Genomic DNA, 18,953 nt, shown 5'->3' on the forward strand with positions numbered 1-18,953 from the left:
GAGTGAATCTTCAGGAGCGTACATAAGTACGTGACTGGAGTGAACGAGCGCAGCCAACGTAGAAGCAACTTGAAGGATGAAGAGTAAATACGTAGGCCGGATAAGGCATTCACGCCACCATCCGGCTTTTTAATGGGTGGCGCATATGAATACTCTTCCTGAACAGCACGCGAATACCGCACTCCCCACCCTCCCTGACCAGCCGCAAAACCCTGGCGTCTGGCCGCGCGCTGAACTGACCGTCGCCGGTATCAAAGCCCGCATCGACATCTTTCAACACTGGCTGGGCGAGGCATTTGACAGCGGCATTTGTGCTGAACAGCTTATTGAAGCTCGTACCGAATTTATCGACCAGTTGTTGCAACGCCTGTGGATTGAGGCCGGTTTCGGTCAGATTGCCGATCTGGCGCTGGTCGCCGTCGGCGGCTATGGACGCGGCGAACTGCATCCGCTTTCCGATATTGATCTGCTCATTTTAAGCCGCAAAAAGCTGCCCGATGAACAGGCACAAAAGGTCGGCGAGCTGCTGACTTTATTATGGGACGTCAAGCTGGATGTCGGGCATAGCGTACGTACGCTGGAAGAGTGTCTGCTGGAAGGTCTGTCTGATTTAACCGTTGCGACAAACCTCATCGAAACGCGCCTGCTGATCGGTGATGTTGCTCTGTTTCTGGCACTGCAAAAACATATTTTCAGCGAAGGTTTTTGGCCGTCCGACAAATTTTACGCCGCCAAAGTAGAAGAGCAGAACCAGCGCCACCAGCGCTATCACGGTACCAGCTATAATCTGGAGCCGGATATTAAAAGCAGCCCCGGCGGCCTGCGCGATATCCATACATTGCAGTGGGTCGCCCGACGTCACTTCGGCGCTACCTCGCTCGATGAGATGGTGGGATTCGGCTTTTTAACCCCCGCAGAGCGCGCGGAACTCAACGAATGCCTGCATATCCTGTGGCGCATTCGCTTTGCGCTACATCTGGTGGTCAGCCGCTACGATAACCGCCTGCTGTTCGACCGCCAGTTAAGCGTCGCTCAACGCCTTAACTACAGCGGCGAGGGCAATGATCCGGTTGAGCGGATGATGAAAGACTACTTCCGGGTTACGCGCCGGGTGAGCGAACTTAATCAGATGCTGCTTCAGCTATTTGACGAGGCGATTCTGGCGCTGCCTGCGGATGAAAAACCACGTCCTGTTGACGATGAGTTTCAACTGCGCGGCACGCTCATTGATCTGCGTGACGACACGCTGTTTATCCGCGAACCGCAAGCGATCCTGCGCATGTTTTATATGATGGTGCGCAATAGCGCGATCACCGGCATCTACTCTACGACGTTACGCCATTTGCGCCACGCCCGCCGCCACCTGAGCCAACCGCTGTGTTACATCCCGGAGGCGCGCACTCTGTTTCTTAGTATGCTGCGCCATCCCGGCGCGGTCAGCCGCGGCCTGCTGCCTATGCATCGCCACAGCGTACTGTGGGCTTATATGCCGCAGTGGTCGCACATCGTCGGACAAATGCAGTTTGACCTGTTCCACGCATACACGGTGGATGAACACACCATCCGCGTAATGCTCAAACTGGAGAGCTTCGCGAAAGAAGAGACGCGCCAGCGCCATCCGCTATGCGTCGATCTCTGGCCGCGGCTTCCCCATCCGGAACTGATCCTGATCGCCGCGCTGTTCCACGATATTGCGAAAGGACGCGGCGGCGACCATTCGGTACTGGGCGCGCAGGATGTACTCACCTTCGCCGAACTGCACGGTTTGAACTCACGCGAAACGCAACTGGTCGCCTGGCTGGTGCGCCAACACCTGCTGATGTCAGTCACCGCCCAGCGCCGCGACATCCAGGATCCGGAAGTCATCAAGCAGTTCGCCGAAGAGGTGCAAACCGAAACACGGCTGCGTTTTCTGGTCTGCCTGACCGTCGCGGACATCTGCGCGACCAACGAAACCTTGTGGAATAGCTGGAAACAGAGCCTGCTGCGCGAGCTGTACTTCGCCACTGAAAAACAGCTCAGACGTGGAATGCAAAATACGCCGGATATGCGTGAGCGCGTGCGTCACCATCAGCTTCAGGCGCTGGCGCTGCTGCGAATGGACAATATTGATGAAGCCGCGCTGCACAAAATCTGGACCCGCTGTCGCGCTAACTATTTTGTTCGTCATAGTCCAAATCAGCTCGCCTGGCACGCACGCCATTTATTGCAGCACGATCTGAGCCAACCGTTAGTGTTGCTCAGTCCGCAGGCCACGCGCGGCGGAACCGAAATTTTTATCTGGAGTCCGGACAGACCCTATCTGTTTGCCGCCGTCTGCGCCGAGCTGGACAGGCGTAATTTAAGCGTCCATGACGCGCAGATCTTTACCACTCGCGACGGCATGGCAATGGATACGTTTATCGTTCTGGAACCAGACGGCAGCCCGCTGGCGGCGGATCGCCATGACGTTATTCGCACCGGTCTTGAACAGACCATTACGCAGCGTAGCTGGCAGCCGCCGCAGCCGCGCCGGCAACCGGCAAAGTTACGGCACTTTACGGTCGAAACGGAAGTCAATTTTTTGCCCACCCATACCGACAGAAAATCATTCATGGAATTGATCGCGCTCGATCAACCTGGTCTGCTGGCCAGGGTCGGACAAATTTTTGCCGATCTGGGAATTTCGCTTCATGGCGCCCGAATTACAACCATTGGTGAACGAGTAGAAGATTTATTCATAATCGCCACAGCGGATCGGCGCGCGCTTAATAATGTGCTGCAACTTGAGGTGCAACAACGGTTGACAGCGGCCCTCAATCCAAACGATAAAGGGTAGTGTGTTTATTTATATGAAAGAGTTTAACAATGCAGCAGTTACAGAACGTTATTGAGACCGCTTTTGAGCGCCGCGCCGATATTACGCCGGCTAATGTAGATACCGTGACCCGAGAGGCGGTAAACCAGGTCATTTCTCTACTTGATTCCGGCGCGCTGCGTGTCGCAGAAAAAATCGACGGTCAGTGGGTCACTCACCAGTGGTTGAAGAAAGCGGTTCTGCTCTCTTTCCGTATTAACGATAACCAGGTTATCGACGGTGCGGAAAGCCGCTACTTCGATAAAGTCCCGATGAAATTCGCTGATTACGACGAAGCGCGTTTTCAGAAAGAAGGCTTCCGCGTCGTTCCGCCTGCAGCCGTTCGTCAGGGCGCATTTATCGCCCGCAACACCGTGCTGATGCCGTCTTACGTTAACATCGGCGCCTACGTTGACGAAGGCACCATGGTTGATACCTGGGCGACGGTGGGTTCCTGCGCGCAGATTGGTAAAAATGTTCACCTTTCCGGCGGCGTGGGTATCGGCGGCGTACTGGAGCCTCTGCAGGCTAACCCGACCATCATTGAAGACAACTGCTTTATTGGCGCGCGTTCTGAAGTCGTGGAAGGCGTCATTGTCGAAGAAGGTTCCGTCATTTCCATGGGGGTATACCTCGGCCAGAGCACCAAAATCTACGATCGCGAAACCGGTGAAGTTCACTATGGCCGCGTACCGGCGGGCTCCGTGGTCGTTTCCGGCAACCTGCCGTCAAAAGACGGTAAGTACAGTTTGTACTGCGCGGTGATCGTGAAAAAAGTCGACGCCAAAACGCGTGGCAAAGTGGGCATTAACGAATTATTGCGCACTATTGATTAAGCGAGTGAAAAGCGGGGGCGACAGCCCCCCTTTGCATTACGGCGAATGCGGTAACACGGTTTCCGGCGCAATCTTTGCCGCAAACGCCGAAGCCAACGCAGTCAAAACGACATAACCGGCAACCAAAGTCCAACTGTTATCATAGACTGCGCTTAACGCTTTAGCGATAAACGGCGTGAATCCCCCTGCCACAACCGCCCCCAACTGAGCGCCAATTGATGAACCGCTGTAGCGTACAGGCGGATGAAACAGTCCGGCGAAAAAAGAAGGTTGCACGGCATTCAGTGAATTATGACCAATGTTAATAAGCAGAACGTAGCCCATTGTCATCAGTATTAGCGAACGGCTTTCCAGCAGCCAGAAAAAGGGAAAAGCCATTGCCGCGACAAAAAGCGCGCCGAAAATATACACCTGACGGCAGCCACGCCGATCCGACATGATGCCAAATAGCACGTGCATGGGATACGCCAGCAGACAGGTGAACATTACAATGTACAGAATAGTCAGGCTGGCAATCCCAAGCTGCGTCGTCGCCCAGGAAACCGCGAAGACGGTGGCAAGAAAAAAGGGAACGCTTTCCGCAAAACGTAGAATTATAATTAGCAAAATGCTGCGCCATTGTTCTCGTACCACTTTGACCACCGGCCTTTCTTCTTTTTGCTGCATATGCTTAATGGCCTGCTGCTTTTTAAACGCACGGAAGACAGGCGTCTCATCCAGACGATGACGCATATATAATCCAGGCAGCACCAAAAGCGCACTGAGCAGAAAAGGAATACGCCATCCCCACAATAACAACGCATCCTTCGGTAATTGGGTCACGACTATAAATGCGCCTGTCGCCAATAATTGTCCCGTGAGTCCTCCTGTTTGCGATAGCGCGCTTAACCGCCCCCGGTGCTTTCCAGCAGCATATTCCACGACCATTAACATGGCGCCTCCCCATTCGCCTCCAACCATAAATCCCTGCAGAAAACGCAGAATAACCAGTAAGGCAGGCGCCAGCGCGCCAATACTGGCGTAAGAAGGCAGGCAACCGATGAGAAACGTGACCGCGCCCATCCCACCTAACGTGATTAATAACGTGTTTTTACGCCCAAGCGTATCTCCCCTGTTGCCAAAAAATAGCGCGCCCAGCGGCCGGGAAATAAATCCCACGCCGAAACTGGCAAAAGAAGATAACGTTGCAGTCAATGGGCTGGCGCCAGGGAAAAAAAGCGGGCCAAATACCAGCGCGCTTGCCAGGCCGTATAATAGAAAATCATAATATTCAATGGAGTTTCCTATCCAGGCGGAAATCACCACCCGGCGAATAGTAGCATTATACGTTCCGGACATAGACTCCGCCTCTCAAGGTTATCGACCACTACCTCCGGTCAATTTTCCACACTGACCTCAAACGCTTTCTCTATAAACGGAATATCGCGTTGAATTACTTAAACTATCAATAACCACCGTCCTTTTACTCATGACGTTGCCGAGACGTCTTCTGCGATCAACCGCGCTTTTTTTGTATCCATTGGTGGCGAAAAACCAACTTTTCGTTAATTATTCAAAAGTTATAGTGTGATGAAGGATACCGCTATGTATGACAATCTAAAAAGTCTGGGCATTACCAATCCTGAGGAAATCGATCGTTACAGCCTGCGGCAAGAAGCCAATAACGATATCCTGAAAATCTATTTTCAAAAGGATAGAGGTGAATTCTTTGCTAAAAGCGTGAAGTTTAAGTATCCACGCCAGCGTAAAACGGTGGTGGCCGATGGCATCGGTCAGGGTTATAAAGAAGTACAGGAGATTAGCCCTAACCTACGCTATGTGATTGACGAGCTGGACCAAATCTGCCAGCGCGACCGCTCAGAACTCGATCTCAAACGTAAGATCCTCGACGACTTGCGCCACCTGGAAAGCGTCGTCGCGAATAAGATCAGTGAAATCGAAGCCGATCTGGACAAGCTTACCCGCAAATAAAAAAGCTGCCGGGGCTTCATTTCGGGCCCCTCTCACCCTGCTGCTCCCTCTCATCCGCCTCACGGCTACCACCATTTTTCATCACTATGCCTCACAGCAGCTCAATACATATCATTTCGTTATCCTGCTGTATTTATTAATAAAAATAAAAAGCTATGTTCATCCTCCCTATTTATGGAGGTTATATGACTCAGGAAATCACGTTAACATGTTATTCGCTGCCTGCGGCCCCCGGACTGGATAACATCAAATTTGAAAAGGGGCGCGAGCACGACCGCCAGGCGCTGGGATTTATTCTGCCAGCGAATACGCAGCTGCAAATCCGCCAGCCAAATAACAACGCCGGTAACGCCAGACTCCGTCTGCTGTGCAATGACTCAGCGTGTGAGAAATCGCTTACGCTGAACGGCAACTGGCAAACGATCAGCACAACGGTCGATTCCGTTCCCTTTATTGATACCCTCTTTTTTGCGCAGGGCGGCGAGTTTTCGGTGATCTACCGACAGCCAACCAGCAATAAAAATTTGCCACACTGGCGTAAGGGGCAATCCGAAGACACTTTTTTCCAGACCTGGGAAGAACAGGCGTCGCCTTTTGCCCTGCTGGAACTGGACCGCGTGCGTTTTCTGCTGCCCTGGGCGGATCGCGCTAATGTCATCAACGCCGGTATCACCGCGCTGGATGCGTACTATACGCGAGTGATCGACGCCTATAATGACTGGACTGGTCTCAGCGATAGCCCTGCTTCGCCGCTTAATCAAAATGTCGCTAACCGCTATTTTATTAAAGCGGATAAACACGGCGTCGGCGCGGCTTATTATCTCCCCTGGTGGTGCGCGCAAACGGCTGCAACATTAAGCCAGGGGTGGATCGATAATGTCGCCACGCAGTGGACGATTCTGCATGAAATCGGTCACGGCTATCAGGGCGTCTTTATGAATGACGTCGACCTGCCAGTCGGTGAGGTGTGGAACAACATTTACGCCGCGTTTTTCCAGCAGCTTAACCTGAACCAGGGGAACCATCTTTATACCGACGGCTGGCTCTATGATTACGGGCGACAGCCTGAGCAGGAGTTGCAATTCATTACCCATCTGCGGAATCGCACGCCGATTAGCGCCTGGGGCGTCCGACCCCGTCTGCAATTTCTGATGCTGATGTTATTTAAAGGCGGAACAGAAGCCTTCCGGGCGTTTAACCAGAACTACCGCGCGCTGGGTGCTGGCGAAAACTTTTTGCCCTGCGAGCATCGCCTGACCGATCTGCTGGCGGACGCCATCGCCACAGCCTCAGGTTATGACGTCGCGCCGTTTATTCAGCTGTGCGGCTTACCGGTCGATGCGTTCACCCGCGAGCAGATCGCCGCACAGGCGGTAAAACCCGTCTGGCCGCTTTACGATCTGCTGCCGGAGCGCGAATGGGAAAGCGCGCGCCAACAGTTGGGGCTGGACTCTTTTGTCTGGCTGGTTGAAAACGCCGAGCTGGCGGCGCTGAACAAAACGGGAACGCTCACGCTAACGCTGAATATCGATCAGCCGGAGCAACTTTATGGACGCGCCTTAACGCTACACGACAACGCCGGCAACACGTATACATTGCCCGTCAACGACAGTACGCTCACGTTAACTCCCCTGCCCATTGGCATTTACCATCTCACCCTGCCCAAAGGGCGATCGCAGAAATACCGCCCAGACACGGACTATGTGGTTATCCGCGAAGGGGAAAACGCGCTTACCGTTAATTTCACCGCCTTGCAGGACAGCGCCGCGCATAATGAGCAGTTGATTTTCCTCGGCTACGGCGACATGCCCTTCGCCCGTTTAGCCGTGGATCATGAGGCCAGACAATTAGTTCTGGACATCACGAAAGCCACGCCGCACAGCTACTTCGCGAATACCTTATACGCCAGCATAACGGTGTTAACCGCCAGCGGCGAAAAGGTTTTTGAACGTAAGATGAACGGAACAAACTGCGCCACCGAAAAAATTGTGGTGCCGTTTAGCGACCACTACCACCTTTATCTTTATCATGCCGAGCCTGGCCGCCTGAAAGCCTCGCCGGGCTATCTGACATTGGTCTCGTCGACGAAATATCAGTTACTGCGTCTTGATAGCGAAGGGCTTTATCATTTTTCGCTCAACAACGATCCTGCCGCAGATCTCCAGGCTATGTTTACCCATCGCGCAGATGCTATCCGCGCCTGCCCTTCATTGATGGCGCAACCTTATGCCGCTTGCAAAAACGATCTCTGGCTGATGCTCTCCCACATTGAAGAGCCGACCCGTAGCGCGTTAATGCGCGACAGCGTTGATGTGCTGCCGACGGATAACAGCGAGCCGGGCGAAGGCATCGGTAAAGGCGTGACGTTGCAGTTACGCGGACAAGGCGACAGAACGTTTTGCCAGCTTGCTTACGATAATCGGCAACAGCGCATGACAATAGAAACACTGGCCGGGCAGCCTCATCCCTACTATACCGCGACATACAGCACGCTCACGGTGAAGGAGGAGTCCGGCGAGGTTATCTATAGCCGTCATTATGATGGCATCACCCACTATTCAGCCGATAGCGATACGGTTGTTTTGCAAGCGGGAATGTACATTGAGCTCTTCCATGACGAACCTTACCGTTGCAACGCCATCAATGAAACGACCGGGCAAAACGTCACGCTGAAAAAACACAACCGCTGGCGCGTGGTGAGCGATGGGCTGGAGGTCGACTCACCGGAACAAACGGAAGAGAAAAATACCTCCGATGCTGCCGCATTATATGGCGATAAATTCAGCTGGCAGCTTATTGGCAAGGAAGAAAATGGTTTTGCCAGTATGGAAATAGACATCCGTGCGCAACAATTTATCTTTACCGCATACCCAATTGTGCCGCATAGCGACTTCGCAACGGAATATGCGGCAGTGACGATTTATAATACGCGCGGTACGGTGGTTTACCGTCAGTCGATAAAAGGTTCGGTGCAGCTTGGCGGCTATACTGACGTCTGCGGGCTGGGTGAGGATTATACGATTGAGGTCTTTCATGCCGAGGGCGCAGACCAGTCGGTTATCCGCAACCCGCTCAATGGCGAAAGCTGGCCGCAGCCGCAACACGTGATCTGGCAGGTCACGGCGCGGGGATTGCAGCGCCTGACCACGAATTAACCCCCCCCCCATCACAGCGTCTTCGGGCGCTGTGAGATTACGTTGTCGAATGGCGGTTTTGCCTAATCCGGCCTACCACTTCGCCCAAGTTCCCTGCTCTGGTCAGCGAAGCGCTGCCGGACTTAACGCTGTTCATCCAGCTGTAGCGCCACATACAGCAACAGCCGATCGTCAAAATTTCCCAAATCCAGCCCGGTCAGTTCCGAAATACGATTTAGCCGATATTCCAGCGTGTTACGATGAATAAACAGCGCCTTAGAGGTCGCCAGCGGCTGGACATTATGGCGAAACCACGCCGTCAGCGTCCGACGTAATAATCCGTTGTTATCCATCGCTTTGAGTTTTACCAGCGGGCGCGCCAGCTCATTGGCCTGCCAGCCGCCACGCAGGCTATCTAACAGAACCGGCAGCATCAAATCCTGATAAAAATAGCTGCGGCTTTCTGGCATCCGCTGTTTGCCGACCATCATCGTGGTGCGCGCCGTGCGGTATGAGCGTGCAATACTGCCCGGCCCGGTAAAGTAATTGCCCAGCGCCACGCGAAAACGTAGCTGACCATTCTCTTTCATTCGCGAGATAAGCTGCTCTACGCGCTTACGATGATCTTCAGCATCCCAACGACCAAACGAGTTTAAAGCGGGTTTGAGCACCACCATCTCGGTGAGAGACACAATGGCTATCAGGTTGTTACGCTCCGGCGTGGTAAGCGCATTCTGCAACTGCTGAAGTTCCGCCATTGCGCTATCGACGCCAAGCTGGCCGCTATCGACTTCCACCACCGCCGCCACACGTGGCTGGTTCAAATCGATCCCCAAACGCTGCGCCCATTCCACCAGCGCCGGCGTATTTTCTTCGGCCTGAATCAGGTTCATCACCAGCTCTTCGCGCAAACGGCTATCCTGCGCCAAAAGGTGCATTAACCGCGACTGCTCCAGCATCATTTCGGCAGTCATACACACCAGTTCGCCATATTTACGCAGATGCTCTGGTTCGCCGGTGAGACCGATCACGCCGACAATTTCGCCCTCAAGGCGTAAGGGAAGATTAATCCCCTGACGTACCCCGTGCAGGTGTCGCGCCACGGCGTCGTCGATATCCACAACCCGGCCCTGCGACAGCACTAACAGCGCGCCTTCGTGCAATTCACCAATACGTTCCCGATCGCCGCTGCCGATAATACGCCCGCGGGCATCCATTACGTTGATATTGGTATCGATGATGCGCATAGTGCGCGCCACGATATCCTGCGCCATTTTGGTATCAAGATGCCAGCCAGCCATAAATCCCTCCTGTGAGCAGAGCACAAGCATAAGGAAGATGACAAGTCTCGACATTGTGCAAATGCACAAAACGGTGCAAATAAGTATGGAGTTGTGGGGGGTTTCACAGAAAAGTGTTGCCCCCTTCCATGGCGGAAGGGGACAAAGGTGATTACTGCATCAGCAAATAAATAGAACTATCACCACGCTGAATATTCAGCGCCAGCACCGACGGCTTGCTGTCGAGAATTTTACGCAGCTCGGCGATATTTTTCACCGGCTGCTGGTTAGCGCCGATAATGACATCGCCTTTTTTGAGGCCAATTTGCGCGGCGGGTGAATTCGCTTTCACGCTGCTCACCACAACGCCTTTATCCTGGCCTTTATTGCTCATTTCAGCGCCTTCAATCCCGCTGAAGATGGTGCTGGAATCAACCTGACTCTGGCTGCTCTGCTGCAGTTCCAGATTAACCGTAATCGCTTTACCTTCACGCAGCAGACCGAGGCTGATTTTGCTGCCGACCGGCATAGTGCCGACCTGAGCGCGCAGCGCCGCAAAGCTGCTGATCGGTTTACCGTTCAGCGAGGTAATGACATCCCCGGCTTTGATACCCGCTTTCGCCGCGGACGAATTCGGCATCACCTGGCTGACGAACGCGCCACGCTGGGCGTCGACTTTCATCGCTTTCGCCAATTCGGAATTCAGCTCAGTCCCCATGATCCCCAGTTCGCCGCGTTTCACCTGGCCGTATTCCACCATCTGCGACGTCAGGTTTTTCACCATGTTACTGGGGATAGCGAAGCCGATACCGATGTTGCCGCCGTCCGGCGCCAGAATCGCGGTGTTAATACCGATCAGCTCACCGTTCAGGTTCACCAGCGCGCCGCCGGAGTTACCGCGGTTAATCGCGGCGTCGGTCTGAATAAAGTTCTCGTAATTTTCTACGTTCAGGCCGCTACGCCCCAGCGCCGAAACGATACCTGACGTCACCGTTTCGCCCAGACCAAACGGGTTACCAATAGCGACGGTATAATCCCCCACGCGCAGCGCGTCGGAGTCCGCCAGCTTAATCGCCGTCAGGTTCTTCGGATTCTGAATTTGAATCAGCGCGATATCAGAACGCGGATCTTTGCCCACCACTTTAGCATCGAATTTACGCCCATCGCTAAGCTGTACTTTAATCACGCTGGCGTTATCAACCACGTGGTTGTTGGTGACGACGTAGCCCTTCGCGGCGTCAATAATTACGCCGGAGCCCAGCGCCATGAATTTCTGTTGTTGACCGCCGTTGCCGCCGTTACCGCCGCCCTGGCAGAACGGAGAATTCTGGAACGGAGAACCGTCCTGGCAGAACGGGGAGTCATCGCCAAAGAATTGCTGGAAATTACGCGGCATACGCGGCGTATTCACCGTGGTGCTACCTTCTACATTAATACTGACCACCGATGGCATCACTTTTTCGAGCATCGGTGCCAGGCTTGGCATCTGCTGGGCAGTCATTGCTGAAGAGGACGTTTCAGCCGCCGTGGCAGACAGAGGCGACAATGCCAAACCTAAACTCAGAGCCAGTGCACTCATTGCTAATGTGGTTTTTTTCATGTGTTTCAATCTCGATTAACAGGTAACGCAAAATTGCTGTGTACGTCAGATTCATTTTATAACGCGAAGTTCCGGAACAAAGTTTCTGGAAAAAGTAAAAATTTATTGTCCATCTTTACAAAAGTCCATTTACTGTTCGACCGCCATCAAACGCCGATATTCATCCCATGCGTAAAGGTCAGTCATCCCGCTGATATAATCCTGAATCAACCGACAGCGATAATAATATTCCAGTACCGGGTACTCCGCCGAATCCGTAGGTAATTTACTGACGACTTCCACGTAGGCCAAACGATGGCGCGTAGAAAGTTTCTGAAATAAGCGCGATTCTATGGGGAAGCGTTTCAACCGTTCTTTTTCCACCAGCTCGCGAAAGTCGTTAAGCGACAAACTTAATAGCGGCTGATAGATATCTAATAACCCGCTGATCACCCGGTATCCCTGTAGTTCAAGCTGTTCTACATCCGGATGGCTAAACACATGTTCAACCGCCACATTCTTATAGAGTTCAAGCAGGCGGCTAAAACCGCTGGCATCTTCCAGTAACGCCTGATTGAAGGTACCGGCAAAAATCTGCGGCAAATTATCAATAAAACGCTGAGCGGCATAGGGCACCAGTTTATTTAATGTATTTACCCGTAAATACATAAAAAACTGATCTTCGGTACTGCGGCTTAATGTATTGGCGCGTGATTTTTCCCACGCATTTCCTACCACCAGCTCAAACAGCGAATCCTTCTCATGGTGGCCCCACGCGTGATATAAATGGTGGTAAAGCTGCTCAACGCTAAAGATTCTTTTCTCTACCGCATCTTCAAGATCGGCGACACAATAAGAAATATCATCTGCGGCTTCCATAATCCACGTTAATGGAAAGCGACTGTAAGGCGCTAACTGAAGTTCTTTACGTAACCTCGCAATATACTTCTCTTCAGAAAGATAATAACCCGGTTTCTTCATTAAATAGCGATGGGAATCCGGCACCGGCCCTCGCCACCATGCCGGACGGGTATATTTTAAAATTCCGCCAACCTGCGCCCAGGTAAGATTCATCCGCATGAGCGTATGTACCAGACGAATTCCCTGTGCATTGCCTTCAAAATGGCAGATATCCTGACGTACCTTGCGGCGAATATCGTTCAGATTTTCTTCGCCTTCCTGTAACCGTAGCGAGGAAACCACACAGCGATCATGCGTGAGCGGCTGACTTTCCGCATCTTCCGGATGCAGCCGCTGACGAAACCAGTCATTGATCGCCGCCTCGCCAAAATGACCGAACGGCGGATTACCGATGTCGTGCATCAGGCAGGCCATTTCCACAATACTTTCAAAGGGACCGGTCAGCGCGTCCAGGCCGTACTCCTCCAGTCGGTTTTGCTCTTTCAGGCGGCTTAAAATCTCTTTCGCGATATAACGCCCCACCTGCTGCACCTCCATCGAATGCGTCAGGCGAGTACGTACTGCGGCATTGCGCTCCAGCGGGAAAACCTGCGTTTTTTGCTGCAAACGGCGTATAGCCGGAGAGTTGATAATCCGCCCGCGATCGCTTTCAAAAATCCGCAGGATCTCATGTTCCGTCTTTACGCCCTGCGGTGAACGATAACGACGATGCCAGTTAATTTTATTTCGGAAATCGATCGATGCCATATTCTCTCCCCGCCTGAGAAATGCGCTTCCCCATAAGCGCATGATAAACTATGCCCTCAAAACTGACTTATCGCGAGTAAATCTATGAAAATCGGCATCATTGGCGCAATGGAAGAAGAAGTTACGCTGCTGCGTGACAAAATTGACAACCGTCAGACGATTACGCTGGGCGGCTGCGAAATTTACACCGGCCAGTTGAATGGCACCGAAGTGGCGTTGCTGAAATCTGGTATCGGTAAAGTCGCGGCGGCGCTGGGCGCAACGTTGCTTCTGGAGCACTGCAAACCGGACGTGATCATCAATACCGGTTCCGCAGGCGGTCTGGCGTCCACGCTGAAGGTCGGCGATATCGTCGTCTCTGACGAAGCGCGTTACCACGACGCTGATGTGACCGCTTTCGGCTATGAATACGGGCAATTACCGGGCTGTCCGGCCGGATTTAAGGCCGATGATAAACTGATCGCCGCCGCGGAATCCTGCATCAGAGAGCTGAATCTGAACGCGGTACGCGGCCTTATTGTTAGCGGCGACGCGTTTATTAACGGCTCCGTCGGGCTGGCAAAAATTCGGCATAACTTCCCCGACGCGGTCGCCGTAGAGATGGAAGCCACCGCTATCGCACACGTCTGCTATAACTTCAACGTGCCGTTCGTAGTGGTACGCGCTATTTCTGACGTGGCCGATCAGCAATCGCACCTCAGCTTTGACGAATTCCTCGCGGTGGCGGCGAAACAGTCGACTCTGATGGTCGAAACACTGGTACAGAAACTGGCGCATGGCTAAGCAAATGTTCAGGGCGCTGGTCGCCCTGCTGCTTACGCTCCCGGTGTGGCTTTACGCTGCGCCGCGCGTCATTACCCTCTCTCCCGCCAATACGGAGCTCGCTTTTGCCGCCGGGATTACGCCCGTTGGCGTCAGCAGCTATTCCGACTACCCGCCCGAAGCGCAAAAAATAGAACAGGTCTCTACCTGGCAGGGAATGAATCTGGAACGCATTGTGGCGCTGAAGCCGGATCTGGTCGTCGCCTGGCGCGGCGGTAATGCGGAACGCCAGGTAAACCAACTGACGTCATTAGGTATTAAGGTCATGTGGGTGGACGCGGTAACCATCGAACAGATCGCCGACACGCTCCGTCAACTGGCTGCCTGGAGCCCGCAGCCGGAAAAGGCTCAGCAGGCAGCGCAGACATTGCTAAACGAGTACGCCGCGCTCAACGCCGAGTATGCCGGTAAAGCTAAAAAGCGCGTCTTTCTTCAGTTTGGCATGAATCCTCTGTTTACCAGTGGTAAAGGGTCTATTCAACATCAGGTTTTGACGACCTGCGGCGGAGAAAACGTCTTTGCTGACAGCCGCGTGCCGTGGCCGCAAGTTAGCCGTGAACAGGTGCTGGCAAGGCATCCTCAGGCCATTATCGTGGCCGGAAAAGCGGGCGAAATTCTCAAAATTGAACAATACTGGGGAAACCTGTTAAAAATTCCGGTTATTCCGCTTAACAGCGACTGGTTTGAACGCGCAAGCCCGCGTATTATCCTCGCCGCAAAACAACTCTGTAATGCGCTTTCACAGGTGAATTAGAGCCTGTCTTACCAGGCTCCCAGTGGGGATTCGACAATGCTCGTCTATTGGCTGGATATTGTAGGCACGGCTGTATTTGCTATCTCTGGCGTGTTGCTGGCCGGGAAATTACGTATGGACCCGTTCGGCGTCCTGGTGCTCGGCGTCGTTACTGCCGTCGGCGGCGGGACAATCCGCGATATGGCGCTGGATAACGGCCCGGTATTCTGGGTTAAAGATCCTACCGATTTGGTCGTCGCCATGGTCACCAGTATGCTGACCATCCTGCTGGTTCGCCAGCCAAGACGTCTGCCGAAATGGATGTTGCCGGTACTGGATGCGGTCGGGCTGGCGGTGTTTGTCGGCATTGGGGTGAATAAAGCCTTCCTCGCTGAAACGGGGCCATTAGTGGCAGTCTGTATGGGCGTGATTACCGGCGTCGGCGGCGGGATTATTCGCGATGTTCTGGCACGCGAGATTCCCATGATCCTACGCACCGAAATCTATGCCACGGCCTGTATTATCGGCGGGATTGTTCACGCCACCGCGTTTTATACGTTTTCAGTACCGCTGGAAAGCGCCAGCATGATGGGTATGGTCGTCACGCTGTTCATTCGGCTGGCGGCCATTCGTTGGCATTTGAAATTGCCGACGTTTGCACTGGATGAAAACGGACGTTGATATTGTTTTGCCCGATGGCGCTACGCTTATCGGGCCTACAGGAAAGATGTTGTAGGCCGGATAAGACGCTCGCGTTGCCATCCGGCACAACGAACAGCAATCAAATGCTGAAGGAAGAGCCACACCCGCAGGTACTTTTCGCATTCGGGTTGGTTACAATGAAGCGGGAACCTTCCAGGCCTTCGGTATAATCCACCGAACCACCCACCAGATACTGCAAACTCATCGGGTCAACCACCAGGCCAACGCCCTGTTTTTCGATGGTCATATCCCCTTCGTTAACCTGATCGTCAAAGGTAAAACCATACTGGAAGCCGCTGCAACCACCGCCGGTGATATACACGCGCAGTTTCAGATTCGGGTTATCTTCGTCAGCGATAAGACTTTTTACTTTATTCGCTGCTGCGTCGGTAAACTGCAGCGGCAGCGCTACGTCATCACTCATATTTTGCTCCAAACGACATCGGTAATTGGATAAATTTTCACCCAATATTGGCAGTCATTATCTAATACCCTGGTAATTCGTTCAAGTATTCTCGCCCGCAGGCGCATTCTGGTTTTTCGCCGCCTGTTCCGCATCCTGCTTCGCCAGAGTGCGCGCCAGGATGGTTGAGTATAACGGTTTCCCGCCCAAAAACTGGGCTAATAGTGTCGCGCCAAGACAGGTGATAATCATTGGCAAAATGAGCTGATAGTTATCGGTCATCTCCAGCACCAGCACAATCCCCGTCAACGGGGCGCGCACCGACGCCGCCATCAGCGCCCCCATCCCGGCAATCGCAAAGGTACCGGCCTCCAGGTGATACTGCGGGAAAAGCACTGCCGCCGCCATACCGAAGGCCGTACCAAGCAGCGTTCCCAGCGCCAGCATCGGGGCGAAAATGCCCCCCGGCGCGCCGGAAGAAAAGCAAAGCAGCGTCGTGACCACCCGGGTAATAAAGATGAACAGCAGTAGCCCGACGCTAAAATTACCTGCCGCGGCGATAGGAATAAGGTTAAATCCGCCGCCTGCCGCTTCCGGCTCAATCAACCCCAGAATACCGCACAGGCCGCCGATCGCGCCGCCCATAAGCACCCATTTTTTAATTTCGCCGCCATGAAAGCGCTGAAACATATCCTGGGTACGCAGCACCAACGAATTAAATACCGGCCCGACGCAGCCAAAAATAATACCGAGGATAAGGTATAACCACAGCGTGTTAACCGGCGCATCAGACAGTTTGCCGACTTCAATAATCGGCGCTTCGCCGTTAAATATGCGGAACACAATGCTCGACATGATGACGCCGGTAAACACCGCTTTAATCGAAATCAGGTTGTAGCGAAACTGCGGGCGCATCTCTTCAATAATAAACAGGATACCCGCCAGCGGCGCGTTAAACGCCGCAGAGAGCCCCGCCGCCGCGCCGGTCGCCAGCAACGTATGCCGCGCTTCGGCGCTGCGCATACGAAAAACATCCAGCACCATGCGCCCCAGGTTGCCCCCGATTTGTACCGTTGGCCCTTCGCGCCCTAATACCATTCCTGCGCCCAACGTCCCCATCCCGCCGATAAACTTCACCGGCAACACGCGCCACCAGCGCACCGGACGTAACTCCTCCAGCGCGCCTTCAATTTCCGGGATACCCGAGCCGCCGGCTTCCGGCGCAAATTTTCGTACCAAAAAGTAGCCGACCATCGCCAGTAACGCCGAAAGGATAAAGGCCAGCGGCCAAAGCAAAAACGCATGGTCCGCGACCTGAACCAGCGCGCCAATGCGCATGTTTTGTACCCAGGAAACCGCCTTTTCAAAGGCGACGCCAACCAGTCCGGTAAGCGTGCCGACAACGGCCGCCATGAACAGGATGGCCAGCGGCGTTTTATCCCGCTGCATTAACCGGCGAATCTGATCTCTGCGCCGTAAGCGCACAATTTGCTGAGCTAAAAAGGTGGAAGTGTCTGTTTTCATCAGAAGATCATTAATTGGTAATACAAATCTAAAGTCGGCATTCTACTCGCCAACGCCGTGAAAATCCCCTGCAAATCGTATTGTTTCAAATGCGTAAAACTTTCATAACCTTCTCTGAATAACTTAGAATAGCGGGTATTCACTTTTTCTACGAACCAGGAATCTTTCCATGAGTAAGTCTGAAAATCTCTATAGCGCGGCCCGCGAGCTGATCCCCGGCGGTGTGAACTCCCCTGTTCGCGCCTTCACTGGCGTGGGCGGCACCCCGCTGTTTATCGAAAAAGCGGACGGCGCGTATCTGTACGATGTCGATGGCAAAGCGTATATCGACTATGTCGGTTCCTGGGGGCCAATGGTACTGGGGCATAACCACCCGGCTATCCGCAATGCGGTGATCGAAGCTGCAGAGCGCGGTTTAAGCTTCGGCGCGCCAACCGAAATGGAAGTGAAAATGGCGGAACTGGTCACCAACCTGGTGCCGACCATGGACATGGTGCGCATGGTGAACTCCGGTACCGAAGCGACGATGAGCGCTATTCGCCTGGCGCGTGGTTTTACTGGCCGCGATAAGATTATCAAATTCGAAGGCTGCTACCACGGCCACGCCGACTGTCTGCTGGTCAAAGCCGGTTCTGGCGCGCTGACGCTCGGTCAGCCGAACTCACCGGGCGTGCCGGCAGATTTCGCGAAACATACGCTGACCTGCACTTATAACGATCTGGCGTCAGTGCGCGCGGCGTTTGAACAATATCCGCAGGAAATCGCCTGTATCATCGTCGAGCCGGTGGCGGGCAATATGAACTGCGTCCCGCCGCTGCCGGAATTCCTGCCAGGTCTGCGCGCCTTGTGCGATGAGTTCGGCGCGCTGCTGATTATCGACGAAGTGATGACCGGTTTTCGCGTAGCGCTGGCCGGAGCCCAGGATTACTACGGCGTCGTGCCGGACCTGACCTGTCTGGGTAAAATCATCGGCGGCGGGATGCCGGTAGGCGCGTTTGGCGGTCGTCGCGATGTAATGGATGCGCTGGCGCCAACGGGCCCGGTTTACCAGGCGGGCACCCTTTCCGGCAACCCGATTGCGATGGCGGCCGGTTTCGCCTGCCTGAATGAAGTCGCCCAGCCCGGCATTCATGAAACGCTGGATGAGCTCACCACCCGTCTGGCGGAAGGGCTGTGCGAAGCGGCGCAGGAAGCGGGGATCCCACTGGTCGTCAACCATGTCGGCGGCATGTTCGGGATTTTCTTCACCGACGCTGAGAGCGTAACCTGCTATCAGGACGTGATGGCGTGCGACGTTGAACGCTTTAAGCGTTTCTTCCACCTGATGCTGGAGGAAGGCGTGTATCTGGCGCCATCGGCGTTTGAAGCGGGTTTTATGTCGGTCGCACACAGCATGGACGACATTAATAATACCATTGACGCCGCACGTCGGGTGTTTGCGAAATTGTAAAGGATGAATTGCCGG

Annotated in this window: 14 protein-coding genes; 8 read left to right on the forward strand and 6 right to left on the reverse strand. The window is 53.8% G+C overall.

Annotated features, from left to right (window positions below):
• The first annotated feature begins 145 nt into the window (after positions 1–145).
• Positions 146–2,818: a bifunctional uridylyltransferase/uridylyl-removing protein GlnD gene (gene glnD, locus LDB27_RS17670; RefSeq protein WP_001094523.1), complete on the forward strand. Its 2,673-nt coding sequence runs from the start codon at positions 146–148 to the stop codon at positions 2,816–2,818.
• A gap of 29 nt (positions 2,819–2,847) precedes the next feature.
• Positions 2,848–3,672 carry a 2,3,4,5-tetrahydropyridine-2,6-dicarboxylate N-succinyltransferase gene (gene dapD / locus LDB27_RS17675; RefSeq protein WP_001186673.1) on the forward strand — a complete coding sequence of 275 codons (825 nt, stop codon included), beginning with the start codon at positions 2,848–2,850 and terminating at the stop codon, positions 3,670–3,672.
• Positions 3,673–3,708: 36 nt separating this feature from the next.
• Here the strand turns inward: dapD and LDB27_RS17680 are convergent, their stop codons facing one another.
• Complete coding sequence (locus LDB27_RS17680; RefSeq protein WP_000017175.1) at positions 3,709–5,010, reverse strand: MFS transporter; 1,302 nt, start codon at positions 5,008–5,010, stop codon at positions 3,709–3,711.
• Positions 5,011–5,256: 246 nt separating this feature from the next.
• Here LDB27_RS17680 and LDB27_RS17685 point away from each other — a divergent pair, with 246 nt between their 5' ends.
• Together LDB27_RS17685 and LDB27_RS17690 are read left to right on the forward strand one after the other, a co-directional pair.
• Positions 5,257–5,643, forward strand: coding sequence for a DUF3461 family protein (locus tag LDB27_RS17685; RefSeq protein ID WP_000272193.1), 387 nt, complete (start codon positions 5,257–5,259; stop codon positions 5,641–5,643).
• Positions 5,644–5,828: 185 nt separating this feature from the next.
• On the forward strand, positions 5,829–8,798 hold the full coding sequence (locus LDB27_RS17690) for a putative mucin/carbohydrate-binding domain-containing protein (RefSeq protein WP_115396310.1): 2,970 nt from the start codon (positions 5,829–5,831) through the stop codon (positions 8,796–8,798).
• Between the two features lie 122 nt (positions 8,799–8,920).
• Here the strand turns inward: LDB27_RS17690 and cdaR are convergent, their stop codons facing one another.
• The 3 genes from cdaR to dgt all read right to left on the reverse strand — a co-directional run bounded on the left by cdaR (position 8,921) and on the right by dgt (position 13,304).
• Entirely contained in the window at positions 8,921–10,078 is a 1,158-nt protein-coding gene (gene cdaR, locus LDB27_RS17695; protein WP_000929420.1) for a DNA-binding transcriptional regulator CdaR, read from the reverse strand.
• 151 nt (positions 10,079–10,229) lie between these two features.
• Positions 10,230–11,657, reverse strand: coding sequence for a serine endoprotease DegP (degP, locus tag LDB27_RS17700; RefSeq protein ID WP_000753958.1), 1,428 nt, complete (start codon positions 11,655–11,657; stop codon positions 10,230–10,232).
• Between the two features lie 129 nt (positions 11,658–11,786).
• Positions 11,787–13,304 (reverse strand): dGTPase, encoded by a 1,518-nt coding sequence (dgt, locus tag LDB27_RS17705; RefSeq protein WP_000146450.1) that lies wholly within the window; start codon positions 13,302–13,304, stop codon positions 11,787–11,789.
• A gap of 84 nt (positions 13,305–13,388) precedes the next feature.
• On the opposite strand from dgt, the gene mtnN reads away from it, so the two are divergent.
• The 3 genes from mtnN to LDB27_RS17720 are packed head-to-tail and all read left to right on the forward strand — an operon-like array spanning position 13,389 to position 15,540.
• Positions 13,389–14,087 carry a 5'-methylthioadenosine/S-adenosylhomocysteine nucleosidase gene (gene mtnN / locus LDB27_RS17710; protein ID WP_000689822.1) on the forward strand — a complete coding sequence of 233 codons (699 nt, stop codon included), beginning with the start codon at positions 13,389–13,391 and terminating at the stop codon, positions 14,085–14,087.
• On the forward strand, positions 14,080–14,880 hold the full coding sequence (gene btuF / locus LDB27_RS17715) for a vitamin B12 ABC transporter substrate-binding protein BtuF (RefSeq protein ID WP_001118843.1): 801 nt from the start codon (positions 14,080–14,082) through the stop codon (positions 14,878–14,880). The genes mtnN and btuF overlap by 8 nt, the downstream gene beginning before the upstream one ends.
• Positions 14,881–14,916: 36 nt before the next feature.
• A complete protein-coding gene (locus tag LDB27_RS17720) occupies positions 14,917–15,540 on the forward strand; it encodes a TRIC cation channel family protein (protein ID WP_000964234.1) in 624 nt (207 codons plus the stop codon).
• Between the two features lie 100 nt (positions 15,541–15,640).
• Here the strand turns inward: LDB27_RS17720 and erpA are convergent, their stop codons facing one another.
• Both erpA and clcA read right to left on the reverse strand, forming a co-directional pair.
• A complete protein-coding gene (gene erpA / locus LDB27_RS17725; protein WP_001278668.1) occupies positions 15,641–15,985 on the reverse strand; it encodes an iron-sulfur cluster insertion protein ErpA in 345 nt (114 codons plus the stop codon).
• 81 nt (positions 15,986–16,066) lie between these two features.
• Positions 16,067–17,488: a H(+)/Cl(-) exchange transporter ClcA gene (clcA, locus tag LDB27_RS17730; RefSeq protein ID WP_000845430.1), complete on the reverse strand. Its 1,422-nt coding sequence runs from the start codon at positions 17,486–17,488 to the stop codon at positions 16,067–16,069.
• Between the two features lie 169 nt (positions 17,489–17,657).
• On the opposite strand from clcA, the gene hemL reads away from it, so the two are divergent.
• Positions 17,658–18,938, forward strand: coding sequence for a glutamate-1-semialdehyde 2,1-aminomutase (gene hemL / locus LDB27_RS17735; RefSeq protein WP_001602163.1), 1,281 nt, complete (start codon positions 17,658–17,660; stop codon positions 18,936–18,938).
• Positions 18,939–18,953 lie beyond the last annotated feature (15 nt).

The sequence above is a fragment of the Salmonella sp. JXY0409-18 genome, from assembly GCF_020268625.1.
GTDB classification, from domain to species: Bacteria; Pseudomonadota; Gammaproteobacteria; order Enterobacterales; family Enterobacteriaceae; genus Salmonella; species Salmonella enterica.